The 25,316-nt window shown below is 66.3% G+C and carries 23 protein-coding genes; 8 read left to right on the top strand and 15 right to left on the bottom strand.

Going from position 1 to position 25,316, the window contains the following annotated elements:
• Positions 1–69: 69 nt before the first annotated feature.
• Positions 70–855: a 3-alpha-hydroxysteroid 3-dehydrogenase gene (locus P9A17_RS08495; protein ID WP_278038106.1), complete on the top strand. Its 786-nt coding sequence runs from the start codon at positions 70–72 to the stop codon at positions 853–855.
• A gap of 43 nt (positions 856–898) precedes the next feature.
• Positions 899–2,110 (top strand): cytochrome P450, encoded by a 1,212-nt coding sequence (locus P9A17_RS08490; RefSeq protein WP_278038105.1) that lies wholly within the window; start codon positions 899–901, stop codon positions 2,108–2,110.
• Positions 2,111–2,170: 60 nt separating this feature from the next.
• On the opposite strand, the gene P9A17_RS08485 is transcribed toward P9A17_RS08490, so the two are convergent.
• Positions 2,171–3,730: an aldehyde dehydrogenase family protein gene (locus tag P9A17_RS08485; RefSeq protein ID WP_278038104.1), complete on the bottom strand. Its 1,560-nt coding sequence runs from the start codon at positions 3,728–3,730 to the stop codon at positions 2,171–2,173.
• Between the two features lie 79 nt (positions 3,731–3,809).
• On the opposite strand from P9A17_RS08485, the gene P9A17_RS08480 reads away from it, so the two are divergent.
• Positions 3,810–5,021, top strand: a complete 1,212-nt coding sequence (locus P9A17_RS08480) for a CoA transferase (protein WP_278038658.1) — start codon at positions 3,810–3,812, stop codon at positions 5,019–5,021.
• Here the strand turns inward: P9A17_RS08480 and P9A17_RS08475 are convergent.
• A complete protein-coding gene (locus P9A17_RS08475) occupies positions 5,018–7,201 on the bottom strand; it encodes a molybdopterin-dependent oxidoreductase (RefSeq protein ID WP_278038103.1) in 2,184 nt (727 codons plus the stop codon). The two genes, P9A17_RS08480 and P9A17_RS08475, sit on opposite strands and share 4 nt — an antisense overlap.
• Before the next feature lie 45 nt (positions 7,202–7,246).
• On the opposite strand from P9A17_RS08475, the gene P9A17_RS08470 reads away from it, so the two are divergent.
• The gene (locus P9A17_RS08470) at positions 7,247–7,618 is read left to right on the top strand and encodes an NYN domain-containing protein (protein WP_278038102.1); all 372 of its coding nucleotides are present in this window, start codon (positions 7,247–7,249) and stop codon (positions 7,616–7,618) included.
• A 52-nt stretch (positions 7,619–7,670) separates the two neighbouring features.
• Here the strand turns inward: P9A17_RS08470 and P9A17_RS08465 are convergent, their stop codons facing one another.
• Positions 7,671–8,882 (bottom strand): cytochrome P450, encoded by a 1,212-nt coding sequence (locus tag P9A17_RS08465; RefSeq protein WP_278038101.1) that lies wholly within the window; start codon positions 8,880–8,882, stop codon positions 7,671–7,673.
• A 90-nt stretch (positions 8,883–8,972) separates the two neighbouring features.
• Between P9A17_RS08465 and P9A17_RS08460 the strand changes: the two genes are divergently transcribed.
• Positions 8,973–9,779, top strand: a complete 807-nt coding sequence (locus P9A17_RS08460) for a thioesterase family protein (protein ID WP_278038100.1) — start codon at positions 8,973–8,975, stop codon at positions 9,777–9,779.
• A 19-nt stretch (positions 9,780–9,798) separates the two neighbouring features.
• Complete coding sequence (locus tag P9A17_RS08455) at positions 9,799–10,944, top strand: thiolase family protein (protein WP_278038099.1); 1,146 nt, start codon at positions 9,799–9,801, stop codon at positions 10,942–10,944.
• A 48-nt stretch (positions 10,945–10,992) separates the two neighbouring features.
• On the opposite strand, the gene P9A17_RS08450 is transcribed toward P9A17_RS08455, so the two are convergent.
• The 9 genes from P9A17_RS08450 to P9A17_RS08410 form a co-directional block, all read right to left on the bottom strand.
• On the bottom strand, positions 10,993–12,174 hold the full coding sequence (locus P9A17_RS08450; RefSeq protein ID WP_278038098.1) for an acyl-CoA dehydrogenase family protein: 1,182 nt from the start codon (positions 12,172–12,174) through the stop codon (positions 10,993–10,995).
• 2 nt (positions 12,175–12,176) lie between these two features.
• On the bottom strand, positions 12,177–13,217 hold the full coding sequence (locus tag P9A17_RS08445) for an acyl-CoA dehydrogenase family protein (RefSeq protein ID WP_278038097.1): 1,041 nt from the start codon (positions 13,215–13,217) through the stop codon (positions 12,177–12,179).
• Positions 13,217–14,050, bottom strand: a complete 834-nt coding sequence (locus tag P9A17_RS08440; RefSeq protein WP_278038096.1) for an amidohydrolase family protein — start codon at positions 14,048–14,050, stop codon at positions 13,217–13,219. The genes P9A17_RS08445 and P9A17_RS08440 overlap by 1 nt, the downstream gene beginning before the upstream one ends.
• Complete coding sequence (locus tag P9A17_RS08435; protein WP_278038095.1) at positions 14,047–15,672, bottom strand: acyl-CoA synthetase; 1,626 nt, start codon at positions 15,670–15,672, stop codon at positions 14,047–14,049. The genes P9A17_RS08440 and P9A17_RS08435 overlap by 4 nt, the downstream gene beginning before the upstream one ends.
• A gap of 1 nt (position 15,673) precedes the next feature.
• Positions 15,674–16,897, bottom strand: a complete 1,224-nt coding sequence (locus tag P9A17_RS08430; protein ID WP_278038094.1) for an amidohydrolase family protein — start codon at positions 16,895–16,897, stop codon at positions 15,674–15,676.
• Entirely contained in the window at positions 16,894–17,727 is an 834-nt protein-coding gene (locus P9A17_RS08425; RefSeq protein WP_278038657.1) for an enoyl-CoA hydratase, read from the bottom strand. The genes P9A17_RS08430 and P9A17_RS08425 overlap by 4 nt, the downstream gene beginning before the upstream one ends.
• A gap of 91 nt (positions 17,728–17,818) precedes the next feature.
• Positions 17,819–18,826, bottom strand: coding sequence for a dihydrodipicolinate synthase family protein (locus P9A17_RS08420; protein ID WP_278038093.1), 1,008 nt, complete (start codon positions 18,824–18,826; stop codon positions 17,819–17,821).
• A 12-nt stretch (positions 18,827–18,838) separates the two neighbouring features.
• Entirely contained in the window at positions 18,839–19,636 is a 798-nt protein-coding gene (locus P9A17_RS08415; RefSeq protein WP_278038092.1) for an SDR family oxidoreductase, read from the bottom strand.
• A 13-nt stretch (positions 19,637–19,649) separates the two neighbouring features.
• On the bottom strand, positions 19,650–20,411 hold the full coding sequence (locus P9A17_RS08410) for a crotonase/enoyl-CoA hydratase family protein (RefSeq protein WP_278038091.1): 762 nt from the start codon (positions 20,409–20,411) through the stop codon (positions 19,650–19,652).
• 220 nt (positions 20,412–20,631) lie between these two features.
• On the opposite strand from P9A17_RS08410, the gene P9A17_RS08405 reads away from it, so the two are divergent.
• A complete protein-coding gene (locus P9A17_RS08405; protein ID WP_278038090.1) occupies positions 20,632–21,387 on the top strand; it encodes a TetR/AcrR family transcriptional regulator in 756 nt (251 codons plus the stop codon).
• Positions 21,388–21,469: 82 nt separating this feature from the next.
• Here the strand turns inward: P9A17_RS08405 and P9A17_RS08400 are convergent, their stop codons facing one another.
• From P9A17_RS08400 to P9A17_RS08390, 3 genes are all read right to left on the bottom strand, one after another.
• Entirely contained in the window at positions 21,470–22,645 is a 1,176-nt protein-coding gene (locus P9A17_RS08400) for a thiolase family protein (protein ID WP_278038089.1), read from the bottom strand.
• A 78-nt stretch (positions 22,646–22,723) separates the two neighbouring features.
• On the bottom strand, positions 22,724–23,599 hold the full coding sequence (locus P9A17_RS08395) for an enoyl-CoA hydratase/isomerase family protein (RefSeq protein ID WP_278038088.1): 876 nt from the start codon (positions 23,597–23,599) through the stop codon (positions 22,724–22,726).
• An 11-nt stretch (positions 23,600–23,610) separates the two neighbouring features.
• Positions 23,611–24,387 carry a GntR family transcriptional regulator gene (locus tag P9A17_RS08390; protein ID WP_278038656.1) on the bottom strand — a complete coding sequence of 259 codons (777 nt, stop codon included), beginning with the start codon at positions 24,385–24,387 and terminating at the stop codon, positions 23,611–23,613.
• Between the two features lie 91 nt (positions 24,388–24,478).
• Here P9A17_RS08390 and P9A17_RS08385 point away from each other — a divergent pair, with 91 nt between their 5' ends.
• Positions 24,479–25,315 (top strand): enoyl-CoA hydratase-related protein, encoded by an 837-nt coding sequence (locus P9A17_RS08385; RefSeq protein ID WP_278038655.1) that lies wholly within the window; start codon positions 24,479–24,481, stop codon positions 25,313–25,315.
• The last annotated feature ends 1 nt before the right edge of the window (position 25,316 follow it).

Here is a 25,316-nt window from a genome sequence, read left to right as displayed (position 1 = left end):
GTGATTGTCGGAGGCACGCGGATTGTTTACAGTCATGCCTACTGTCGTAATTTCGGGAAAGCGGTGCGCATGGGTGTCGATAGGCGCAGGATCGTCGTCGTCGGAGCGGGTTCCGGTATCGGGGCCGCCGTCGCCACGCACTTCCACGACGCCGGTGATCATGTCCTCGCCGTCGATCTGCGCCCCAGCGATACCCCGGCCTCTGAACACGCCCAGTGCGACCTCCGCGACCCTGCGAGCGTCGCCGCACTGCTGGAGCGCATCGGCACGGGGTGGGACATGCTGGCCCACGTCGCGGGCGTTCCGGGGACCGCTCCCGCCGACGACGTCCTGACCGTCAACTACCTCGGCATGCGCCGGATGGTCGAGGGGATGCTGCCGCGGATCCGGCGCGGCGGCTCCGTCGTGGCGGTCGCCTCGATCGCCGGAATCGGCTGGGAGCAACGGCTCGAGGAACTGTCCGAACTTCTGTCGGCCACCGATGCCGAGAGCGTCGCGGCCTGGCAGGCCCGCCAGGATCCCAACTATCCCGTCTACACGTCGTCCAAGCAGGCCGTCATCCTCTACGCCAAGCGTCTCGCGGGCGCGGCGCTGGCCAAGTACGGCGTGCGGATCAACACCGTGAGCCCCGGACCCGTCGAGACGCCGATCCTGGTCGACTTCGAGAAGACGATGGGCAAGGACATCCTCGACGTGCTGCGCGACACCTACGGCAGGCATGGCACGGTGGCCGACATCGTGCCGGTCATCGCGTTCCTCGGCTCCGATGCCGCCCAGTGGATCAACGGCCAGGACGTGCACGTCGATTCGGGCTTCGTCACGTCGATGACCTCGGGCGTACCCATCGCACTCTGAGCGATGCTGTACAGGTAGATACTGTAAGAGTTACAGTAACCGCGTGGAGACTCCGGTACTGGACGTCGCGATGGAGGAACCCATCGACTTGCGCGACCCCTACCCCATGTTCGCGCGCCGCCGCGCCGAAGGCGGCGTGTTCCGCGGTTCGGTGATGGACTGGTCCAAGACGCCGGACTCACTCAAGCCCGAGAACCTCTATGCGGCGGTCTCGTTCGATGCCGTCAATCGGGTGTTCCGCGACGGCAAGGTGTTCAACTCGAAGATCTACGACGCCACCATCGGCCTGTTCATCGGGCCGACCATTCTCGCGATGGAGGGCAAACCCCACTGGGAACACCGCAATCTGGTCTCCGCGGCGTTCAAGACGCGTTCGCTGGCGCGCTGGGAACCCGAGATCGTCCGACCGGTGGTCAACGAGCTGATCGACGAGTTCATCGACACCGGCGAGGCAGATCTGGTGCGCGACTTCACCTTCGAGTTCCCGACGCGCGTCATCTCGCGACTGCTGGGACTCCCGCAGGAGGACCTGCCGTGGTTCCGCAAGCGCGCGGTCGAACTGATCAGCTACACGATCAAGTACAAGCGCGCCTTCGAAGCCTCCGCCGCTCTGAAGGACTACTTCCTCGACCAGATCGAGAAACGGCGCTCCGCCCCGACGGACGACATCATCGGCGATCTGGTCTCGGCCGAGATCGACGGGGAACGCCTCACCGACGAGGCCATCTTCTCGTTCCTGCGGCTTCTGCTGCCCGCCGGACTGGAAACCACCTACCGGTCGTCGGGCAACCTCTTGTACCTGTTGCTGACTCACCGGGATCAGTTCGAAGCGGTCAACGCCGACCACGAGCTGATCGGCCCGGCGATCGAGGAGGGCCTGCGACTCGAGACCCCGCTGACCACAGTGCAGCGGTTCGCCACCGAGGACACCGAAATCGACGGGGTCGCCATCAAGGCGGGCTCGGTGATCGACGTGTGCATCGGCTCGGCGAACCGTGACGAACAACGCTGGGAGCGCTCCGAGGAGTTCGACATCTTCCGAAAGCGAGTGCCGCACTTGTCTTTCGCCGCGGGCGAGCACACCTGCATGGGCCTGCACCTGGCCCGCATGGAGACCCGGGTGGCCGTGGAGACCTTACTGACCCGGCTGTCCGACATCCAGCTGGTCACCGACGGCGACCCGCACATCTACGGTCAGCCGTTCCGGTCGCCGACGGCGATCCCGGTGACGTTCACCCCCGCGCCCGCGGAATAGCATTCCGGGCTGCCGTTCTCGCCGAAACCACAGCCCTGGCTTCACGCTCGCGGCCGGGCGTCAGCTCTGCCGGCGTTCGCGCCGGGCAATGGTCTTGGTCTCGAGGTACTGCTGAAAGCCTTCGATGCCGCACTGCCTGCCGACGCCACTGCTCTTGTAGCCCCCAAAGGGTGCGTCGGCGCCGTAGAACATCCCGCCGTTGACACCGAACGACCCGGTGCGGATGCGACGGGCGATGCTCATGCCGCGCTCGGCGGAGCGCGACATCACCGCCCCGGCAAGGCCGAACGCGCTGTCGTTGGCCAGTCGCACAGCCTCGTCGTCATCGTCGAACGGCAGCAGCACCAGCACCGGACCGAACACTTCCTGCTGGGCGATCCCGGCACTGTTGTCGACGCCGGTGATGACCGTCGGTGCGACGAAATGCCCGCCGGCCAGATGCTCGGGCAACCCGGCGACCTCGCCTCCCCCCGCGGTGATCTCGGCACCGTCGCGGCGCGCCCCGTCGATCGCCGACAGCACGCGCTCCTTCTGCGCGGCGCTGATCACCGGCCCGACCAACGTGCCGGGATCGGCCGGATCACCCACCGGCACAAATTGATACGCCATGGTGATGTCGGCGACGGCCTGGTCGTACAGAGACCGGTGGATGAGCATCCGGCTGGTGGCCGCGCAGGCTTGCCCCGCATGAACGCACACCCCGACGGCGGTCGGCACGATGACAGCGGGGTTCGCGTCGTCGAGAACGATGGCGGCGGACTTGCCGCCGAGCTCGAGGAACATCCGCTTCATCGAGTCCGCGCCCTGACGCATCAACAGTTTCCCCACGGCGGTGGAGCCGGTGAACGACACGAGGTCGACGCGCGGGTCGGTGCCGAGCAGGCCGGCGACGTCGTTGGACGGCGTCGTGACGATGTTGAGCACACCGGGCGGGATGTCGGTCTTCTCCGCGACGAGACGGCCGAGGCGGGTCGCGTTCCACGGTGTGTGCGGGTCGGGTTTGAGGATGACGGTATTGCCCGCGGCGAGCGCCGGGCCGAGCTTGTTGAGGATGACCTCGATCGGGAAGTTGGACGGCGTCACTGCGGCGACGACACCGGCGGCTTCCTTGACGACGAGCCGGATGTTGCGGTCGCCGAACAGGCCGCCACCGTCGAGCACCCGCTCCCACTCGAAATCGTCGATCAGCGTGGTCGGGTACCGAAGCCCCTCCGACAGCGGCCAGTCGAGCTGTGCGGACTCGGTCGTCATCACCGGGCAGCCGACCTCAGCGACGAGTTCCTCACGCAGCGCGTCCTTCTCGGACTCGATGGCCGCCTGCAATTGTTCGAGGCACCGCTTGCGCAACGCGCGGTTCGTCGACCAGTCGGTGGTGTCGAACGCTCGGCGCGCCGCCGCGATGGCCCGGTCCATGTCGTGTTCGTCGGCGGCCGCCGCCACGCCGAGTACCGCACCGGTGGCGGGGCTGTGGTTGTCGAACTCCGCGCCGGAGGCGGCAGCGACAAGCTTCCCGTCGATCAGCATGCGACGCTCGGCCCCGGCAGCGGCGCGCCGGCCTATCTCGACACTCGAGCTCACCTGGCACCTCCGGCTGTTTCTCGGATGATCAACGGTAAACATTACAGTATCTGACCTCCGCTAGACTCCCCCCAAGGCCGAAAGACGTCGTCGTCAGAAGGGGTTCGCATTGATCAAGGTGATGGAGGGCGTCCGCGTCCTCGAGGTTGCACAGTTCACGTTCGTCCCCGCGGCAGGTGCGATCCTGGCCGACTGGGGCGCCGACGTCATCAAGGTCGAACACCCGGTCCGCGGCGACACCCAACGCGGGTTCGTCAACATGGGCGGGTTCCAGCTCGACCCGAATCGTCATCCGCTGATCGAGCACCCCAACCGGGGAAAGCGCAGCGTCGGCATCGACGTGTCGAAACCCGAAGGGCAGGAGGTGCTCTACGAGATCGCCAAGACGGCCGACGTCTTCCTGACCAACTACATGCCGCAGGCTCGCCAGAAGAACAAGTTCGACATCGAGCACATCCGCGCCGTCAACCCGAACATCATCTATGCACGTGGCAGCGCGTACGGCGACAAGGGACCGGAGCGGCTGGTCGGCGGATTCGACGGCACCGCCTTCTGGACGCGCAGCGGCGTCGGCCACGCCCTGACCCCCGAGGAGCTGGGTGGCGCTCTGCCCCAGGGCATTCCGGCCTTCGGAGATTCGATCGGCGGCATGAACATCGCGGGCGGGATCTCGGCGGCGCTGTTCCACCGCGAGCGTACCGGGGAGGCCGTCGAGCTCGACGTGTCACTGCTGAGCACGGCGTGGTGGGCGGCGGGCGCCAGCGTGACGCAGGGCATGGAGACCGGCGAGACGATGCGCTCGCTGATGCCGGGCACCACGACATCGGTCAACCCGTTCATGGCCAACTACGCGACCTCCGACGGCGGCACGATCAACCTGTGCATCGTCAGCCCGACCGGCTACATCCGCGACACCTTCGAACATCTGGGCTTGCCCGAACTGGCCGACGACCCGCGGTTCTGCGACGTGATGCCGCTGATCCAGAACGCCGAAGCCGGTGTGGAACTCATCGCCGCCGCGATCGCGGCCAGGCCCTTCGAGTACTGGCGTCAGCACCTGAAGTCGATGAAGGGTCAGTGGGCCCCGTTCCAGAGCCTCGTGGACCTCGGCACCGACGAGCAGGCCATCGCCAACGACATGATCACCGAGGTGGAGGCGAGCGACGGCGGCAGACCGTTCAAGGTGGTTCGTGGTCCCGTGCAGTTCAACCACGAGCCGCTGGAGACCACGCGCGCCCCGCAGGCCTCCGAGCACACCGAACTCGTGCTCATGGAGATCGGGCTGGAATGGGACCGCATCGAAGAGCTCAAGGACGCCGGCGCAATCGCCTAGACCCGATCGACGCGGACGGGAACTCCTGTCAGCCAAGCCATCCCGGACAACGACTCCACGTCGCCGGGATCACTCGACGTCAGCTGATTCACGTTAGCGCCACCGGCCTTGTTGGCGACCTTCCAGCCGCCGGTCCCCTTGTGTCCCCAGCCATGTGGCACCGCGATCACCCCGGGCATGATGTCCTTGGTCAGCGTGATGGGCACCGTGATGGCGCCGTAGGGCGAGCTGACCCGCACCTCACTGCCGTCGATGACATCCAGCTCCGCGGCGTCGTCGGCGTTCATCAGCCCGTGGTGGCTCCGATCGCCGCGCATCAGCAGCGGGGCGTTGTGCATCCACGAGTTCTCCGAACGCGGTTCGCGCATCCCGATCATCCGCAGCGGAAACGACTCCGGCTGTTCGAGCCCCAGCAGCGTCGCCACCTCGTCGGCGACGTCCCTGTGCTCCAGCTGAATTCGACCGTTCGGGTAGGAGATCGCCTCCTTGAGCACCCCGGTCTTCAGGTGCGGTGTGATCACCTTGCCGTGCGCGTGGTCGCGCGACAGCCGCCCGAAGTTCAGCCCACCACGACGAAGCCCGAAGAAGTCCCCGCCCGCCGAGAACCGGATGATCCCGTCGGCGATCATCCGCGGATCGAACTGAATGCCTAACCGCCGCATGGCCTTACCCGATGCGGTCAGCGCACCGAACACCCGTGATTCCTTCGACAGCCGTCCGATCAGATCGCCGACGATCTCCCACTCCTGGCGGGCCTGCCCCCGTGGCGCGACGACGGCTTCGGTGGCCTGACGGAACGGTGTCGCCTGGAACGGCTGGAACGTCAGCGGGAAGTCGTCGCGCTCGTACATCGTCGTCACCGGCAGCACGTAGTCACAGTGCGCCGTCGTCTCGGTCAGGTAGAAGTCAAGGGCGACAGACAGATCCAGCGCGTCGAGCGCTCCCTCGAGTTCGTCGCCGTTGGGCACCGACAACACCGGGTTGCCCGCGCTGATGAACATCGCCCGGATCTGCCGCTCCCCCGGCGTCAGCATCTCCTTGGCCATCAGTGCCGCCGGCTCGGAGCCGATGATCGCCCGGAAGCCGCCGATACGGGACTTCCTGCGCCGGTAGGTGCGGCGCAGGATCGCGCCCATGCCGATGTTCACCAGCCGCTGGGCCGGCAATCCGAGGCCACTGATGACCGAACCTCCCGGCTTGTCGAGGTTGCCCGCGACGAGGTTGACGACGTCGATCAGGTACGACGTCAACGTTCCGTACCGGCCGACGCATGTCCCCAGCCGGCCGTACACCGCCGCACGCGGGGACGCGACCAGGTCACGGGCCAGTCCACGCACCACGTCGGGGTCGATGCCGGTGTGCGGTGCCGTCGCCTCGGGCGAGAACGGGGTCACCTGCCGCTGGAGCCAGTCGAACCCGTCGACCATCGAGGCGGTTCCTCGGGTGCGGGCCAGTCCTTCGGCGAACATCACCTGCAGCAGCGACAGCAGCAGCAGCGCATCGGTGTCCGGGACGATGCCACACCATTCGAACTGCGCGGCGGTCTCCGTCTTGCGCGGGTCGATGACCACGACCCGCCCGCCGCGCTTGACGATGTCGTGCATGCGGTCCTTGATGCGTGGCGCGGTGAGGAAACTGCCATGGGAGACCACGGGATTCGCGCCCATCACGACGAGAAGATCCGTCCGGGTCAGGTCCGGGATCGGGACACTCGTCGGCGTTCCGTACAGCAGCTGGCTGGCCATCAGCCGGCTGTTGGTGTCCTGCGAGGACGCCGTATAGAAGTGGGTGCCGCGGCCGATTCCCTTGATGAAGGCCATGATCGACGACACGTGGGCGTAGCTGAACGCCCCGGGGTTGCCCATGTACCAGCCGACCGAACCGGCCCCGTGCGTGCGCAACACCGTGGACAGCCGAGACGCGATGTCGCCGAGGGCTTCGTCCCAACTGACCGGCACGAACCCCTCCGGCGTGCGCCGCAGCGGCGTCGTGACGCGGTCGGGGTCGTTGACGACCTCGGTGAACGCGATGCCCTTCTGACAGGCGAATCCCGCCGACAGCGGATGGTCCTTGTCGGGGCGCAACGCGGTGAGCTTGCCGTCCTCGACCGTGGCGATCATCCCGCAGAGGGGCTCACAGATCCGGCAGAACGTGACCTTGTTTTCGACGTGCGTGGCCATATCGATCCTCTTCTGGGGCTGTACTACTTCGATAGTCTGCGGTGGATGCGCTGGATTGTCGATGGAATGAATGTGATCGGGTCGCGGCCCGACGGCTGGTGGCGTGACCGGCACGCCGCCATGGTCACCCTGGTCGAGCGACTGGAGCGGTGGGCCGAGATGGAGGGCGCCGACGTCACGGTGGTCTTCGAGCGTCCCCCGTCACCACCCATCGAATCCGCCGTCGTCACGGTGGCCCACGCACCCGCGTCCGCACCGAATTCCGCCGACCACGAGATCGTCAGGATCGTCGGCTCTGACCCGAACCCCGACGAGATCATGGTCGCGACGTCGGATCGGGAGCTCGCGGGGCGAATACGGGACTCGGGCGCGAAAGTCTCTCCCGCCGAGAACTTTCGGAGACTCATCGACGAGTGATTTCGGCGTAGTTGGTCACGCTGACGTTGACCAACTACGCCGAAATCGCGAGTCACGGCAGGATCCGCACCGGTACGTTGGCCCACCCCGACACGTTCTGCATGCTGACGCGGCGGCAGCCGTCCCAGCGCACCTCGTAACGAGGCATCAGGTCGAGGAGTTTGTTGATCGCCACAGAGCTCTCCAGCCGCGCCAGCGCCGCGCCCAGGCAGCTGTGGATGCCGTAGCCGAACGCCAGGTTCTGCGCCTCGGCGCGGTCACGATTGATGTCGAACACATCCGGGTCGGTCCACGCGTCGGGATCGCGATTGGCCGACGCGCCGAGCAGGAACACCGGCGCTCCTGCCGGAATCGTCACGCCGTGCAAAGTCACCTCGGTGTTGGACCGGCGCACGTTGTACTGCACGGGCGCGTCGTAGCGCAGCAGTTCCTCGATCGCGACTGCGACCTTGCTGCGGTCGTCGAGCAGTTGTTGCCACTGGTCGGGGTGCTTCGCGAACGTGTACACGGCGCTGCCGACGAGCTTGGTGACGGTCTCGGCGCCGGCGCCGCCCAGGAGGGTGGCGAACCCGGCGATCTCGGAATCCCTGAGCCGGTCGGAGGTTCCGTCGTCGCGGGTGACCTCGGCGGCGATCAGGGCGGTGATCATGTCGTCCTGCGGATCGTCGCGCCGCTGCTTGATCAGGTCGTAGTACATCAGCCACATCTCGGCCATCGCCTGCATGCCGGACTCCGACATGTCGATCTGGCCGGGCTCGCGGTGCAGTGACTCATCGATCCACAGCCGGACCTGCTGTCGATACCTGTCCGGAACCCCGAGCATCTGGGTGATCACGTCGACCGGGAAGTACACCGAGAAGTCCTGCACCACATCAAATTCCCGATCGCCGGCTTCGACCAGGAAGCGCTCCACGGTGTCGGAGACCATCGCGCGCAGGGCTTCGATGGCACGGGGCGTGAACACCTTGTTGACCAGACTGCGCATGGCGCGGTGCTCGGGCGGGTCGATCGAGATGATCATCTTTGCCGGCACTTTCTCGCCCCGGCGGACCATACCCAGATCCACTCCGTAGGCCGACGAATACGTGGTGAAATCCTTCAACCCTGCCGCGACGTCGGCATGCCTGCTCAGCGCATAGAAGTCATGGGTGGCGTTGTAGAAGACCGGCGCCTGCGCGCGCAGCCGCGGGTACCAGGCGTGCGGATCGCTGTAGAAGTCCGCGCTGAACGGGTCGAAGACCACGTCCGTCTCCACGACGCCCACGACGACCTCCTGTAAGCCATCCAGTTGTGCTTTCGATAACCGTCACCATATCCTGCTGATGGCCGCCGCCGCGCGCAGACAGGACGGGACGTGACTGACGCCTATTACGAGCTCGTCGACAGCGACGATCCTCGCGGGGAGAGGTTCGCGGCGTCCGACCACGTCATCAGCACCTGGGGCGCCTCCATGCAGAACGCGGCACCGGTGTCGGCGCTGCTGGTGCGGGCCGCGGAGAACTGCGCACCCCGTGACGACGCCCGGCTCAGCCGCGTCGTCGTCGACCTGTGGGGCCCGGTGCCGACGAGCGATGTCTGGGTGCGCGCCACCGTCGAAAGGCCGGGCCGCCAGATAGAGTTGGTGGGCGCCGAGATGACTGCGGCAGGTCCCGACGGCGCGCTGCGGGTTGTCGCCAAGGCGTCCGCATGGCGGTTCCTGCGCTCGGAAACCGAGACGCTTCCCGCCACCCCTATCGAGCCGATGAGACCGGTCGGTGACGGCACCCGCCGGCTGCCCGACGACGGAGCCGACCCGACGTACATCCAGAGCCTGGATTGGCGCTGGCTCAACGACATCCTGCACAGCGTGCAGGCCGAATGCTGGGCGACCCCGCTGGTGGATCTGGTCGCCGGCGAAGAGATGACGCCGCTGCAGCGGTTGTTCTCGGTGGCCGACATCGCCAACGGCATGGGCAGCCGGCTCGATCCGAGCAAATACACGTTCCTCAACACCGATCTCGCCGTACACATCCACCGCGTCCCTGAGGGACGCTGGATCGGCGTGCGGTCGGAGAACCATTACGGCTCCGACGGAGTCGGGGTATCCAAGGGCACTCTGTTCGACGAACAGGGTCCGGTGGCGGCCATCCAGCAGGCGCAACTGGTGCGCGCACGGCTTTGAGTGAAAGGAAGCCTGACCCATGCACGACGTCGCGATCATCGGGGTGGGACTGCACCCGTTCGGCCGGTTCGAAGGCAAAACCGCCATGCAGATGGGTGTCGACGCGATCGCCGCCGCGGTGGCCGATGCGGGCATTTCGTGGAACGACATCCAGTTCGGCGTGGGAGGCAGCTGGACGGTCGCCAACCCCGATGCGATCGTCGGGATGATCGGGCTGTCAGGCATCCCGTTCACGAACGTCTTCAACGCCTGCGCGACGGCGGCAAGCGCCACCAAGGCCTGCGCTGACGGAATCCGGTTGGGCGACTATGAGATCGGCATCGCCGTAGGGCTCGACAAGCATCCGCGCGGCGCGTTCACCGAGGATCCCGGACTGGTCGGAATGCCCAGCTGGTACGCGGAGAACGGCCAGTACCTCACGACACAGTTCTTCGGCATGAAGGCCAACCGGTATCTCCACAGCCACGGCATCAGCCATCGAACGCTGGCCAAGGTCGTCAACAAGAACCTGCGCAACGGAGCCCTGAACCCGAATGCATTCCGGCGCAAGCCGATGGACGAGGACGCGATCCTCAACTCGCCGATGCTCAATTACCCGCTGACGCAGTACATGTTCTGCTCCCCGGACGAGGGGGCCGCCGCCGTCGTCATGTGCCGGGCCGACCTTGCCCACAAGTACACCAACAAGCCCGTCTTCGTCCGGGCCGTCGAGGTGCGCACCCGCAAGTACGGTGCCTACGAGGTCAACACGACGTTCGCGCCGGTCGACGAGGATGTCGCCCCGACGGTCTACGCGTCACGGGCGGCTTTCGAGAAGGCGGGAATCGAGCCGTCGGATGTCGACGTGATCCAGTTGCAGGACACCGATGCCGGCGCCGAGATCATCCACATGGCCGAGGCCGGTTTCTGCGCCGACGGCGATCAGGAGAAGCTGATCGCCGACGGCGCGACGGAGATCGGCGGCGCGATGCCCGTCAACACCGACGGCGGCCTGCTCGCCAACGGGGAGCCGATCGGCGCGTCCGGGTTGCGGCAGCTGCACGAGATCGTGCGCCAACTGCGCGGTGAGGCCGGCGACCGCCAGATCCCGGGCGAGCCGAAGGTCGGCTTCGCCCAGCTCTACGGCGCCCCCGGCACGGCGGGCGCCACCATCCTCAGCACGTAGCGATTTGGGCGTGCTGGGTCGCGCTGAGCGCGACCGCGCACGCCCAAATCACTTGGCAGGCGAGTAGCTCGGCTTGCCGAGGCCCAGGACGTGCTGCGCGATCATGTTGCGGAACACCTCGAGCGTGCCGCCGTAGATGCCGACGAGCGGGGCAAACCGGTACACGTACTCGGCGGCACCGTCGTCGGCGGCACCGTCGGTCCCCACGGGCAACGCCGAGGCGGCCCCGAGGATGTCCATCAGATCGGGTGAGATGTCGCGCATGGTCTGCGCGAGCGCCACGCGGCCGAAGATGCTCGGCGCCGACAGCGACGCTTCGAGCCGGGCCACGCTGCGGCCCAACCGGTACGCCACCGCACCGTCGTCGATCAGCCTGCGGCCGCCCGGATCCGCCACCGCCGACTTCTCGGCGGCCTTGTCGACGGCGTGCGCCATGAACATCGCCTGATGCATCATGATCGCCACATCGGCCAGGCCGTCGTCGGCCGCCGCCACATCACCGTGCTCGGCGTTGAGCGGTTCACGGACGACGGTCCAGCCTCCGTTGACGTCGCCGAGCCGATAGCGATCAGGCACCCGGACATCGCTGTAGTAGACGATGTTGGTGCGGTCACCGTCGACGGTGCGGATGCCCTGGATCTCGACGCCAGGGGTGTCGAGCGGGACGAGAAACATGGTGAGGCTCTTGTGTTTCGGAGCGCTCGGGTCGGTGTTGGTGATGAGGAAGACGTACTGGCAGTTGTGTGCGCCGGTGGTGAACATCTTCGACCCGTTGATCACCCAGTCGTCACCGTCGCGGACGGCTCGGGTCTTACAGGTCGCGACGTCGGAGCCGCCCTCGGGCTCGGTGTAGCCGAGGCACATCCGAACGTGTCCGCTGTAGACCCGCGGCAGCACTTCGTCCTTGAGCTCTGCGGACCCGAACTTCTCCACCGACTTGGTGATCATCGCCGTCGTGCCCGAGGTCACCCACGGCACATGGTAGCGACGCTTCTCGAGTTCCCAGATCCGCCGCTCGACCCGACTGAACGCCTGCGCGGAGCCGGTTTTCCACTCACGCTCCAGGTATCCGGCGTCACCGAGCGCGAGGTGCACGCCCTCGTCGAAGTTGTCGCCGGTCTCCCGGTCGCGACGGATGACGTCGTCGGTGACGATCTCGCTCAGGAACGACCGGACCTCGTCCTGAAACTTCTGCTCGTCATCGGACAGTGCGACCTGTGAGAAATCCATGGTCAGTTCCGTCCTTCGCGGTCGGCGACGATCGAGGCGATGTACTTGGCGGCAGCTCCCGGGTCTCCCCCGGCGACCGCCCATCCCCTGGCCCGCACCAGATAGGCCGTGGCCGCCGCTTCCGCGGAGACGCCGAGGCCGCCCTGGACGTGGACGGCCATCGTCGCCGCCTTGGCGGCCTCCTCGGCCATGAAGACGAACACCGACGGCGCCAGCTCGCGCCGCTCGTCGGGCTCGTTGTCGAGAAACCATGCCGCGCGGCGGGCCAGGTTGCGACCGGCCTGCACGGTGATGGCGATGTTGGCCAGCGGATGCGAGATCGCCTGCAGCGTCGAGATGGGGACGCCGAGGGTGTAGCGCGTCTTGGAGAACTCGGCGGCGATCGTCATCGTCGCCTCGACCAGACCGACAAGTGCGGCACCGGTCAGAAGCCGCCATTCATCCACGGCGACTTGATATTCGGCGAGCGCTGCCGCCCCACTGCCCAACACCTCACGGTTGTCGGCGGCAGCGGGATCCGCCCACGCCATCGGCAGCTTGCCGATATTGTCGACCCGCGCGGGCCGGGACGAGAAGCTGAGGAGCACGATGTTGTCGCCGTCCCGGACGATCACGTGGTCGGCGACCGATCCCGCCGGCACCAACCTGGCGCCCGAGACGCCGTCCTGCGCCGGGTCGAGCGCGACGAGTTTCGTGCCGTTGACGACGTCGGGTTCGACCGCGCCGAGCCGAGCCAGCAGACGCGCGGCCACCACATGGTCGATCCACGGCACCGGCGCGAGCGAGCGCCCGATCTCCTCGGCGACCAACGTCAGATCGACCAGCGTCGCGCCGTCACCGCCGACCGATTCCGGCAGCGCCATCGTCGTTGCACCCATGGCGCACAACCGCTCCCAGAGGTTCTTGTCGAAGCCTGACTCCTCGGCGGCGCGAACCGTCTCGATGGTGCAGCGGGTTTCGAAGAAGTCCTTGTAGGCCGCCTGCAGCGCACGATGATCCTCGGACAGGCTGTAATCAAGCCTGCGCAGTTCATAGCGGTCCATCAGGATCCCTTCTGCCCGAAGAAGAAGTCGTCGGCGTTGTTGTAGAGGTAGTTGTCGAGCACATCGGGCGGCAGATCGAGCGCCAGGGCCTCGGGGACGACGCGGCTCTGCCGCAGCACCGGCCAGTCGGAGGCGAAGATCACCTTGTTCTTGCCGCGGGTGCGCATGAAGTGAAGCAGGCTGTCGGGCAAGCGTTTCGGCGACCAGGCCGACGTCATGATCCGTAGGTTGGCGTACTTGATCAGCAGCCGGATCGCGACGTCCCACCACGGGTCGGCCCCGTGGATCATGCACAGTTTGAGCTCGGGGAATCGGACGCACACCCGGTCGAGGTGGATCGGGTTTTGCACCTCACCGGGGATCGGCGGCCCGGGCAGCCCGGTGTTGATACACAGCGGCAGTTCGAGTTCCGCACATTTCGTGTACAGCGGGTAGTACACGGCGTCGCTGGGCGGGTACATGCCGTCGCCCCAGAAGCTCGGCCCCACCGCCACATAGGCAACGGGGAGGTCGGCGACGACGGCCGACAGTTCCCGCAGTGCCGGCATGGGGCGCAGCAGGTTGACGCCGCCGATCGCGAGCGCGAACTTGTCGGGTCTCTCCTCGGCGAACTTGCGCGCCGTCACCGATGGCTTGACGAGGTTGTCCATCAGGATGGCCTTCTCGACGCCGTGCTCGGCCATCTCGTCGAGCAGGGCAGGCAACTCCACCTGGTCGTAGAGCGACTGCGGGCCCTTGAAGTAGTCGTCGCGGACCTTGAGCATGAACTCGGGCTGCTTGGCGGTCTCGCCGAAATGGACGTTGACCAGGCAGTCAATCACTCTCCGCGTCACGAATTCACCGCCGCACCGTGCTGCGCCACATGACTTTTCGCCCACCGGTAGTCAGCCTTGCCGTTGCCGAGCCTGCGGACCTTGTCGACGAACACGACCTCCTTGGGAGCCTTGAACCGCGCCAATTCCGCGGTGCACGCACCCACCAGCGTTTCTGCATCGACGTCTGCGTTCGGATGCCGCTGGATCAACGCGACGATCTCCTGACCCCATCTGTCACTGTCGCGCCCGACGACCAGCGCGTCGGCGACGCCTGGCTGTGCGCGCAGCACGCCCTCGACCTCTTCCACGAACACCTTCTCACCCCCGGTGTTGACCACCAGCGAGTCACGCCCGAACAGTCGCAGCGTGCCGTCGACTTCCAGCGACGCGCGATCCCCGGAGACGACGACGCGCAGTCCGTCGACCACCGGGAAGGTCTTCTGCGTCGCCTGCGCATCGTCGAAGTAGCCCAACGGGATTCGTCCCTTACGGACCACCCATCCGACTTCCGCCTCCCCGGGGGCGACGAACCGGCTGAGGTCCTCGGAGACCACGGTGCCGCCTTCGCGGAGGTCGAACGTCTCACGGTGCGATCCGCGCTGATTGTGGCCGAATCCCATGTTCCCGGTCTCGGATGAGCCGTAGCCGTTGATGATCGTCAGCTGCGGCAGCTTGTCCAACAGCGCGCTGACGTGTTTGGGATTGGTTGCGGCACCGCCGGTTCCGATCGCGTACAGCGACGACAGATCGTAGGCGCAGCGCTGCAGTTCGCCGATCAGCGGAGCGGCGTACGCATCACCGACCATCGTCATCAAGCCGACCTTTTCCTGCTCGGCCGTCTTCCAGACCCGCTGCGGATCGAACTTGGCCCTGTCGTCGTAGAGGACCACCGGCAGGCCCGCCAACGAGCCGGAGAACACGGTCCACAGCCCTGCGGCGTGCATCAGCGGCGAGACGGCGAACCACGCCGCCCCGGTGTTCCCGGTGACCTTGTCGTGGATCTCGGTGGCCGACGCGTGGTCGGCGCCGACCATCGATGAGACGTACGTGTCGCTCTGACGCCACATCACGCCCTTGGGCCGGCCCGTGGTGCCTCCCGTGCAGTACATGATCACGTCGTCCGGCGAGCCCTGAATTCTGTTGTCCGGATTCCCCTGCGCGACAGCGTCATCGAGATTCACCGCGCCAGAAAGGCTGGGCCCGTCGCTGCCGTCGTCGACCTCGACGAGCAGTTCGGCGCTCGCGGGGAGTACGTCGGCGAACTTGGCGCCCAGCGCTTTGTGGTAGACGACCGCGCGCGGCTTGAGGTAGTCGAGCAGTTCGGCGACTTCGCGCGGCGTGTAGTGATGGTTGATGTTGACCGGGACGGTGCGCGCCTTCAGGCAACCGATCACGAGTTCGGGATAGCGATCGTTGTACATGATGAGCGCGACGCGATCCTGCCCGCACTCCCAGTTGTTCAACTCGCCGCGCTCGCGGTGAGCGCCGAATCCCCTGTCCGCGAGGAAGTTGGCGAATCGGCGTGTACGCAACGCCATGTCACCGTAGGTGGTTCGGCGATCCCCGCACAGCGTCATCGTGCGCTCGGGAATCGCCTCGGCGATGGCGTCGACGACACCGCCCAGCGTCCACTCGCCCATGTCAGTGCGACGTCAATACGTGCGCGCCGACGAGCGTGAGTGCGTTGTCCCGCATCACTTTTCGGGTGTCCTCGTAACTGAACTCGGGGAACTGCGGGATGTCGGCGGTGAACGTCATCGGATCCGCCAGACCCTCACCGTGGGGCCAGTCCGACCCGAACAGGATCTTGTCCACTCCGATGGTGTCGGCCAGGACCTTCACGTCGTCCTCGTAGTACGGCGCGATCCACACGTTGTTCTTCAGCTGCTCGACCGGATCTTCCTTGTAGTGGCCCGGTGCTGAGTTCGCGGACTTCTTGAGCCGCTTGATCAACCGGTAGACGAAATACGAACCGTTCTCGATGCTCGCCACCTTGAGCTTGGGGTGCCGGGTGAAGACCTGGTGCACGATCATCGACGCCATCGCGTCGTGAATGGCCCGGTCGTCCATCAGCACCATGTCCAGCGGGTCGCGCTTGCCGAACCCTTCGAACGTGTCCTTGCCGCCCCACAGTGCGGGGACCGCCATGTAGCCGCTGTCGGACAGGTGGAAGACCACCGGCACCCCGGCTTCGGCCAGGCGCGCCCACACCGGGTCGTGCAGCGGGTCGCCGAGCGAGCGCGGCTTGACCACGCCGGGCACGGGAGCCGGCCGCACGCACACGATCTTGGCGCCCCGGCCGAGCACGAACTCGACTTCCTCGACGGCCTTGTCCGGGTCGGCCAACGAGATGATCGGCGCAGACAGGAAGCGGTGGTCGGGACGGTCGAAGCCCCAGTCTTCGTCGAGCCACAGGTTGAAGGCGTGCACGGAGACCATCGTGGCCTCGACGTCGTGTTTGAGCGCTTCTTCGACGCCGCAGGCGAACGTCGGCAGCATGAACACCGTCTCGAGATTCTGCTTGTCGAGGATCTTCACCCGCGCGTCCCGGTTGCGGTACTCAGGATGGTCGGAGATCCGGTCCACCTTCATCAGCGAAGCCGGGTTGACGCCTTCGGGGATCTCGCCGCGGAACAACAGGTCCAGACAGCCCGGTTCGATGATCGGGTCGAACGTGGGGTTCGGGATGAACGTGTTGACCCGCCCACCCATGACCGCCCAGGTGCGCTTGCCGTCCTGGTACATCTGCACGCCGCGGCGGCTGAACTCCTTGGGCAGGTGCCGGGTGAACGAGTCGATCGGCTCGTAGTAGTGGTTGTCGACGTCGATCGCGCGGTAATCCAGGGGCGCAACGTTGGCGGTCATGGCTGATCCTCCTTGAGCGGTGGGAAGTTCGGCTGTCGCTTTTCGAAGAAGGCGGTGATGCCTTCGATGAAGTCGGGCCGCTGCATCGACTCGTGCATCAGTGTCTCCGCACGACTGCTGGTGTCGTGCACGTTTCGCAAAGCATCGTCGTAGAGCTGGCGCTTGATGACCTCGAGGGAACTCGGCGCGCAGTTGCGGGCCATGTCCTGGGCATAGGCCAGCGTCCGGGTCATCAGCTCGTCGGGTGCCACGACCTCTTTGACGAGACCCAGCTCCTTGGCTTCCTCGGCGAAGAACGTCCGACCCGACAACAACAGGTCCTGCGCGGCACCCCAGCCGACCAGCCGGGGCAGGATCCACGAGATCCCGTACTCGGCGATCAGACCCCGCCGCGCGAAGGCGGTCGTGAATTTGGCGCCGGCCGCGGCGAACCGGATGTCGCACATCAACGCCTGGGTGAGCCCGATGCCCGCGCAGGCACCGTTGATCGCCGCGATTACGGGCTTGCGGAGCTGGGTCACGAAATGCGGGTGACGTTCCCCGACAAGCTGCGTGACGTCCGTGTCGCCGTCGGTTCCCGCTCCCCCGATCGTGTCCAGATCACCCATGTCGGCGCCGGCACAGAACGCCCGCCCGTTGCCAGTGAGAACGATGACGCGGACATCGGGGTCGGCCTCGGCGCGGTCGATGCACCGGTAGAAACCGCGGGCCAACCCGCCGCCCCAGGAATTCATCCGCTCGGGCCGGTTCAGCGTGAGGAGCGCGACGCCACTGTCGAGCTTGGAGAAAAGCACCGCGTCGGCGGCCTGGGAACCAGCCGGTTCCGCAATGCTGTCGACAGTGCTCACTTGACCTCCTCAGCTCGATAGATGCTCATACTGTACACCTATCGGTAGTGGCTTCCGCAATCGCTGCGGACCCCTATCCGTCGACCAATCCGAGGGTCTTGTACGCGGCGCGAATCTGGTTCTGCGCCAACTGCGGAAGCTCCGCCTGCGGCGGTCGGGAATGCGGGTATGCACCGATCGGGAGGCCCAGCACCGACGCTGCGAACTTGAACGCCCCGCCCCAGTGCGTGAAGTAGTCCGCGCGGCCCGGATAACACGTGAACCACGAGCCCATGTCGAGGTCGAACTGGTCGAGGCCCGAGTCGCGGCCGTAGTCCATCGCCTCGATCAAACTGCCGGAGACGATGAGGTCCCAGTATTCGGAAAAGATTGGGCGCTGCGGCGTTTCGAACAGGTACCCCGCCGTGCCGAGCTGCGCCGCGCACACGATCCCGTCGCGCAGCCAGCCGGCTCGGTAAACCGTCTTGTCACACTCCCAGATCGTCAGGTCCGGCGCGAGTTGGTGCAGCATCCGGCTGGCCATGGGCCGGAACGCGCCCTCCTTGGTGGCGCACACGGCCGGGATCTCGTCATAGATCCGGGCGCTCTCCGCGGGCGTCAGCACATATCCCGACGACGGCGAGTTGAACATGCCGAGGGCGATGTCGGTGCGGTCGGCGATGTAGGAGAAGAACCTCAGCACGCCTTCGCCGCCGTGCGCCTCCATCATCGGCGTTTGGATGTAGACGATGTCGGCGCCCGCGTCCTGCGCATGGCGGGTCAACTCCAGGCAGTCCTTGGCCGACATGGCCGCCGTGCACGCCTGGATCACCACGTCCGGGTTGGCCGCGCGCCCTTCGTCAATGGCCACTTCTAGCAAGGATTTTCGCTCGTCGAGCGTCAGCGACCAGAACTCGGAGATGCCGCTGGTGCACCACAGCAGAGGATGCCTCAGATCACCGACGCAGTAGCGCACCAGCGTCCGGTAGGCCTCCCAGTCGATGTCGTCGCCGTCGGGACCGCAGAACGGCGTGTACAGCGAGTCACCGATGCCACGCAGGGCGACGCGCGCCCAGTCCCGAGCTTCCTTCGCTGTCGCCATACCGCTCTCCCGTCAGGTGAAGTCGCTACCGCCGTCGACGTTGATGTTCGCGCCGGTCATGTACGAATTGCGCCGCGATGCCAGGAACGCGACGACGGGCCCGATCTCGGTGGGCAGACCCGCCCGCGGCAGGTGTGCGGGATGGCCGAAATGCTCGTCGATCGCGGCCATCAGCGCATAGGGGTCGGCGCCGTCGACACCGACCGAATCCGCCCAGCCCACAAGCGCTTCCGATGCGATGCTGCCCGGGGACACCACGTTGACAAGGATCTCGTCGCGGGCCAGCAGCAGCGAGAGGTTCTTTGAGACGCTGGTGACCATCGCCTTGGCCGCGGTGTACGCGGGCAGGATCTCACTCTGCCGCTGCGTCGAGTGCGCGGAGAAGTTCACGATCCGGGCCCACTCGGCGGCGCGCAGCAGCGGAAGCGCCGCGCGGACGCAGTGCACCATGCCCATCGCACCTTCGTCGATGGCTTGGCGCCAATCGGCGTCGCTGAGTTCGTCGAACGTGCCGCGCACCGATGGCCCGACGGCGTTGACGAGGATGTTCAACTGTCCGCCCCACCGGTCACCCAGGTCCGAGAAGGCTTGGCGCACAGCATTTTCGTCGGAGGTGTCGGCGACGACCCCGATCGCATCGGGGCTGCCCCGCTCACGAAGTTGAGCGGCCGCCGCGTCGAGCAGCGCGCGAGTACGTCCGATCAGCGCAACGCGGGCGCCGTCGTCGGCGAAGCAGTGGGCGGCCGCCAGTCCCATCCCGCGGCCGCCACCGACGACGACCGCGGTGGCGTCCCGCAGACCCAGATCCATCAGCCGGGGGCGGCTACGTGCCCGTCCAGTTGGGCTTGCGCTTCTCGGCGAACGCCGTGGCACCCTCCATCGCGTCCTTGGATCCGAAGACCGGGTAGGCGATCTCACCCTGCTTCTTCCACATCTCGGCCTCGCTCCACTCGGCCGACTTGATGATGATCTCCTTGGTCGCGGCGACCGCCAACGGCCCGTTGGCCGTGATGCGCGCGGCCAGCTCCAGCGCGCCGTTGAGCGCTTCGCCCGGCTCGGTGAGGACGTTGACGAAGCCCCACTGCGAGGCCTCCTCAGCGGTGAAGCTGTCACCGGTCAGCGCGAGCTCCAGCGCCTTCTGATACGGAATCCGCTTCTGCAGCCGAAGCAGCCCGCCGCCCGCGGCCACCAGACCGCGCTTGACTTCGGGGATGCCGAACTTGGCGTTCTTGGCCGCAACGATCAGGTCCGTCGCCAGGACGATCTCCGTACCGCCGGCCAAGGCATAGCCCTCGACCGCGGCGATCACCGGCTTACGGGGCGGGCGCTCGGTGAAGCCGATTCCGCGACCCTCGATCGCGGGCACCTCACCGGCCATGAAGGCCTTCAGGTCCATGCCTGCACAGAAGTTGCCTCCCGCACCGGTGACGATCGACACCGACAACTCCGGCGAGTTGTCGAGTTCGTCCATCGCATCGGCCAGCCCCTGGGCCACTGCGAGGTTGAAGGCGTTGCGCGCCTCCGGACGGTTGATGGTGATGATCAGTACTCGACCCTGACGTTCTACGAGAACCTCGTCGGACACTTGTCGCCCTTCATCTTTCGTGCGGGGATACCACCGGAGAATGCTCCGAAAAGCTTACTATAGGTCTTACTGTAAAAGGCGTGAAGAGCGGTGGCCGCTGCTCGTCACGCCCCTGACGGTAAGGTCGCGTACACAGTACCGCCGCGACACGGCTGCAAAGGCGCAGTTCAGGGTAGTCGGCGCGAACGCGAGAACGCACGGAGACGATGGAGGTGCCCCGGTGGCCAAACAAGCGACTGCGGAGAAGCGCCAGCGCCGTGAACGCGGGTCCATCAACCCCGACGACATCATCAAAGGCGCGTTCGAACTGGCCGAGCAGGTCGGCATCGACAACCTCAGCATGCCGCTGCTGGGCAAGCACCTCGGTGTCGGCGTCACCAGCATCTACTGGTACTTCCGCAAGAAGGACGACCTTCTCAACGCGATGACCGATCGTGCCTTGAGCCAGTACGCCTTTGCCACGCCGTACGTCGAGGCCAAGGACTGGCGTGAGTCGCTTGCCACCCACGCACGGTCGATGCGAAACACCTTCAACGGCAATCCGATCCTCTGCGATCTGATCCTCATCCGGTCCGCGCTGAGTCCCCGTGCCGCGAAAGTGGGTGTCCAGGAGGTCGAGAGAGCGATAGGCAGCCTCGTCGAGGCGGGCTTGTCCGCCGAGGACGCCTTCAACACGTATTCGGCGATGTCGGTTCACGTCCGCGGATCGGTGGTGCTGCAGCGGCTGCGGGAGAAGAATTTGGCGGGCGAGGACGGGCACGGCGACATCGACGACACCATGGCCTTCGATCCCGAATCCGCTCCGCTGTTGGCCAGCGTCACGCAAAAGGGCCACCATCTGAGCGCCCCCGATGACCGCAACTTCGAATACGGCCTCGAATGCATCCTCGAGCATGCCGCCCGCCTGATCGACGGAGACGCCCCGGTCGATGAAGAGAGGAAGCCGGCTCGCAAGGCCACCGCCCGCAAACGCTGAAACCCGTTACGCCGAAACTGCATTCCGGCAGAGTGCCTCTCGCACTGTGCCTGCTGGAATGCAATTCCGGCGATCGTGGGTCCTACACCTCGATGACGACGCCGCCACCCTGGCCGCCGCCGGCGCACATCGCGGCGACACCGATGCCGCCGCCACGACGCTGCAGTTCGTAGACCAGCGTGGTGATCATGCGCGCGCCGGACGCCGCGATCGGGTGCCCGAGGCTGCAGCCGCTGCCGGAGAAGTTGACCAGTTCCTCGTCGATGCCGTACTCGCGAACTGCGGCGATCGGCACGGAGGCGAACGCCTCGTTGATCTCCCACAGCGCCACATCGGACGGCTTGAGACCGGCGCGGTCGAGCACCTTGCCGACGACCTTGACGCCGCCCAGACCGGTGTCGCGGGGATCGACGCCGACGGCGCCCCAGGCACGAACCTTGGCCATGACGTTGAGCCCGTTGGCAGCGGCGTAGTCGGCGTCGGCCAGGGCCACGCCTGCAGCCGCGTCGTTGGTGCCGCTGGCATTGCCCGCGGTGATCGAGAAGCCCTCGATCTCCGGATGCAGCACCTTCAGGCCCGCGAGCTTCTCGACCGAGGTGTCACGACGCGGTTGCTCGTCGACGCTGAAGTCGATGACCGAGCCGTCGAACTGGGTGACCTTGAGCGGAACGATCTCGTCGAGGAACTTGCCCGCGTCGATCGCGGCGATCGCACGATGGTGCGAGCGGGCGGCCCATTCGTCCATGTCCTGGCGCGTGATGCCGGCAGCCTGAGCGGTGTTCCAGCCCACGGTGATCGACATGTCCTTGGTGGGCGCGTCCGGGGTCTCGACGTGCGTGGGGGGCATCCAGCGCTCTTCGAACTTCAGCTCGGGGCCGGGGATACGCCAGTTGACCAGGGGCGTCATCGACAGCGACTGCACGCCGCCTGCGATCAGCACACGCTCCATGCCGGAGCCGATCTGCGCCGAGGCATTGCCGATCGCCGTGAGGCTGCCCGCGCAGTGCCGGTTGACCGACTGGCCGGGCACGTGCTTGAGACCAGTGGCGTCGGCGGCGTAGCGCGCCAGATCGCCGCCGCCGTAATGCGATTCGGCGAAGATGATGTCGTCGATGTCGGCCGGATCCACGCCGGAGCGGCGGACGATCTCCGGGAGCACCGTGGTGATCAGGGTCTCGGGCGGCGTGTTGACCAGGGTCCCCTTGAACGAGCGGCCGATGGCCGTCCTGGCTGCTCCGACGATGACGGGTGTGGGCATGCTCTTGACCTCGGTTTCGTGACAGACGGACGTTACAAAAGTAACAGAGAATGTAGTGCTGAAAGTAGGTGACCCGAGTCACTCGGGTTCTGGGACGAAGAAATGCTCGTCACGCAGGCGGAATGCCTCCTTGGTGCCGTGCTGCGCGCGGGTCTTGACGAAGTTGAACTCGCCGTCGGCGAACTGCAGGTTCGTGCCGTAGGCATGGAACAGATAGCTCGCGACCTCTTCACCCTGGTAGGCCTGACTCTGCTCGACGAGGCGGAACGCCTCCTTGGCGATGACCACGCCGTCGGCGGGCATCTTGGCGGCCTTCTCCGCCCAGTACCGCGCGCGGGCCGTGACCTTCTCCGGCTCGCAGGTCTCGGTGAAGACGCCGAGATGCTCGAACTCCGCCGCCCGGATGATGTCCCCGGTGAGCAGCATGCGCCGGGCCAGCACGGGGCCGAGCCGGTGGAAGAACATGTGCAGACTCCCCAGTGCGGGCCCGAGGAAGCGCGTGGCAGGCATCCCGATGCGGGTATCGCGGGCGATGACGGAGATGTCGGTCATCAACGCCATCTCGAAACCGCCGCCGAGCGCGTAACCACTGATCTCACCGACGGTGACCTTCGGGAAGCCCATCAGATTGTGATAGAAGCCGAACGACTTGCGGTCGACGGTCAGGCGGCGCCGCTGGGACGGCCTGCTCTTCTTCTCGGGTTCCCGACCGGGGCCGTACCAGCCGTACGCGTTGTTCATGTCCGCACCCGTGCTGAAGACACCCTCGGCACCACGGAGCAGCACCACGGTGATGTCGTCGTCCTCGGCGACCTCGTCGAGGTAGCGGCCGAGCAGATTGCGCATCGACGCGTCGTAGGAGTTGCGCTGCTTGGGATTGTTCAGCGTGATCGTGGCGATGCGCGAGTCGCGGTCGACATCGAACAGCACACGGTCGTCTTCGGTCGTCGTCATGGCTGAGCCTTTCACGGTGAGATCAGTTTGGCTTGAATGAATTTGGTTTCTCCGTCGGCCCCGACAGCGAGCGTGTTGCGACGCGCGGCGGCCAGATGGTCCTGGGCCAGACGGACCGCGCGGGCGGAGTTGCCGTCGGCGATCGCGTCGATCAGCTTCTCGTGATCGCGCAGTGCCGCGCGCATCGTCTTGGGCTCCATCGGATCGCTCGGGTGGTACTCGTCGCTCCACACCGACGACTCGTGGGCCGACCAGATGACCTCCAGCGACCCGATCAGAAGGATCATCGGCTCGTTTCCGCACCGCGACACGATCGCCTCGTGGAACTTGCGGGCGTTCGGTACGTAGCGCGCCGGGGTGCCGAAGTCCTCGATCTGCGCGTCGATCGCCGCACGCAGGTACGGAACGACTTCGGCCGCACGGTCGTCGCGGGCAGCGCACATACCTGCGCACACGGGTTCGAGGTGCAGCAGCGCCTCGCTGACGTCACCGGGGGTGGCCGACCGGGTCTGCAGGACCATGCCGATCATCTGCGCCGTGCGCTCGGCCGAGGGAAGGTGTACCACCGCGCCCCCGACATTGCCGCGCCGCACCGAGATGAGGCCGTCGGACTCGAGGATGTGGATCGCCTCACGCACCGCGGGCGGGCTGACGCCGAACTCGGCGAACAGCGACTCCTGCGACGGCAGCACGTCGCCTTCCTTGAGCCGGCCCGTGAGGATGTCGTCGCGCAGCCGAGACGCCACGAGTTCGGCAACCCGGGGCTGACGAATTCGTGGTCCTGGCAGTTGAGACGACACTGTTCCGCCGCTGGCCTTTCCTTGCTAACTTGTACAGGATAGTAATCGTAGTACCAACTGTATGGCTATCTGTAAAGCGATGTTCCTGATCCGAGAGGACGGTTCCCCGGTGCGCGACGATGCGGACGCAGGCGCGGTGCGACTGTCCACAGACCAGGGCATCCTGCGCATCACCCTCGACCGGCCAGACCGGCGAAACTCGTTGAGCCACACGATGGTCGACGACCTCGTGAAGGTCCTCACCGAAGCCGCCACCGACGACTCGCTGCGGGCCATCCACCTCGCGGGAGCGGGCGACGACTTCTGCGCCGGCGCCGACTGGGTCGCCACGAACAGCGGCGATCGCAAGCCCCGGCCGGGCAATCTCACGCGGCGCATCCCGCACACCGCCAACCGCGTCATCGAGCTCGTCGCAACCATCCAACTTCCCGTGGTGTGCAGCGTGCAGGGGTGGGCGGTCGGACTCGGATGCAATCTGGCGCTCGCCGCCGACTTCACCGTGGCTGCCACCGACGCCAACCTGTGGGAGCCGTTCATCGACCGCGGGTTCAGCCCCGATTCAGGTGCGACATGGCTCCTCCCCAGACTCGCCGGCGTCACCAGAGCCAAACGGATGTTGCTGCTCGGCGAGAAGATCACCGGAGATGACGCCGCCGACTGGGGTCTCATCTACGATGCGGTACCGCGCGACCAGATCGCCGCTGCCGCAGACGATCTGCTGAAGCGCCTCGCGTCGGGCCCCACCGTCGCGATCGGATTGGCCAAACGCGCCATCAACTTCGGCTTGCACGCCACGCTGTCCGACTCGATGGACCACGAGTTGTCCAGCCTCGAACTGTCTTGCAGAACAGCTGATTTCAAAGAAGGCCTGGCCGCGTTCCGTGCTCGTCGCGGGCCGGATTTCCAGGGTCGATAGA

Source organism: Mycobacterium sp. 236(2023) (genome assembly GCF_029623955.1).
Classification (GTDB): Bacteria; Actinomycetota; Actinomycetes; order Mycobacteriales; family Mycobacteriaceae; genus Mycobacterium.
Note: the sequence above shows the minus strand (reverse complement) of the source record. Positions and strands in the feature narration are given on the sequence as shown.

Coding starts and splice junctions, on each gene's coding strand:
- P9A17_RS08480 (WP_278038658.1), top strand. CDS start 3,810: ATGGAGGGCGTCCGCGTCCTCGAGGTTGCACAGTTCACGTTCGTCCCC.
- P9A17_RS08470 (WP_278038102.1), top strand. CDS start 7,247: ATGCGCTGGATTGTCGATGGAATGAATGTGATCGGGTCGCGGCCCGAC.
- P9A17_RS08435 (WP_278038095.1), bottom strand. CDS start 15,672: ATGGGCGAGTGGACGCTGGGCGGTGTCGTCGACGCCATCGCCGAGGCG.
- P9A17_RS08450 (WP_278038098.1), bottom strand. CDS start 12,174: ATGGATTTCTCACAGGTCGCACTGTCCGATGACGAGCAGAAGTTTCAG.
- P9A17_RS08445 (WP_278038097.1), bottom strand. CDS start 13,217: ATGGACCGCTATGAACTGCGCAGGCTTGATTACAGCCTGTCCGAGGAT.
- P9A17_RS08485 (WP_278038104.1), bottom strand. CDS start 3,730: ATGTTTACCGTTGATCATCCGAGAAACAGCCGGAGGTGCCAGGTGAGC.
- P9A17_RS08415 (WP_278038092.1), bottom strand. CDS start 19,636: ATGGATCTGGGTCTGCGGGACGCCACCGCGGTCGTCGTCGGTGGCGGC.
- P9A17_RS08475 (WP_278038103.1), bottom strand. CDS start 7,201: ATGGCCACGCACGTCGAAAACAAGGTCACGTTCTGCCGGATCTGTGAG.
- P9A17_RS08455 (WP_278038099.1), top strand. CDS start 9,799: ATGCACGACGTCGCGATCATCGGGGTGGGACTGCACCCGTTCGGCCGG.
- P9A17_RS08385 (WP_278038655.1), top strand. CDS start 24,479: ATGTTCCTGATCCGAGAGGACGGTTCCCCGGTGCGCGACGATGCGGAC.
- P9A17_RS08400 (WP_278038089.1), bottom strand. CDS start 22,645: ATGCCCACACCCGTCATCGTCGGAGCAGCCAGGACGGCCATCGGCCGC.
- P9A17_RS08420 (WP_278038093.1), bottom strand. CDS start 18,826: ATGGCGACAGCGAAGGAAGCTCGGGACTGGGCGCGCGTCGCCCTGCGT.
- P9A17_RS08395 (WP_278038088.1), bottom strand. CDS start 23,599: ATGACGACGACCGAAGACGACCGTGTGCTGTTCGATGTCGACCGCGAC.
- P9A17_RS08430 (WP_278038094.1), bottom strand. CDS start 16,897: ATGACCGCCAACGTTGCGCCCCTGGATTACCGCGCGATCGACGTCGAC.
- P9A17_RS08495 (WP_278038106.1), top strand. CDS start 70: ATGGGTGTCGATAGGCGCAGGATCGTCGTCGTCGGAGCGGGTTCCGGT.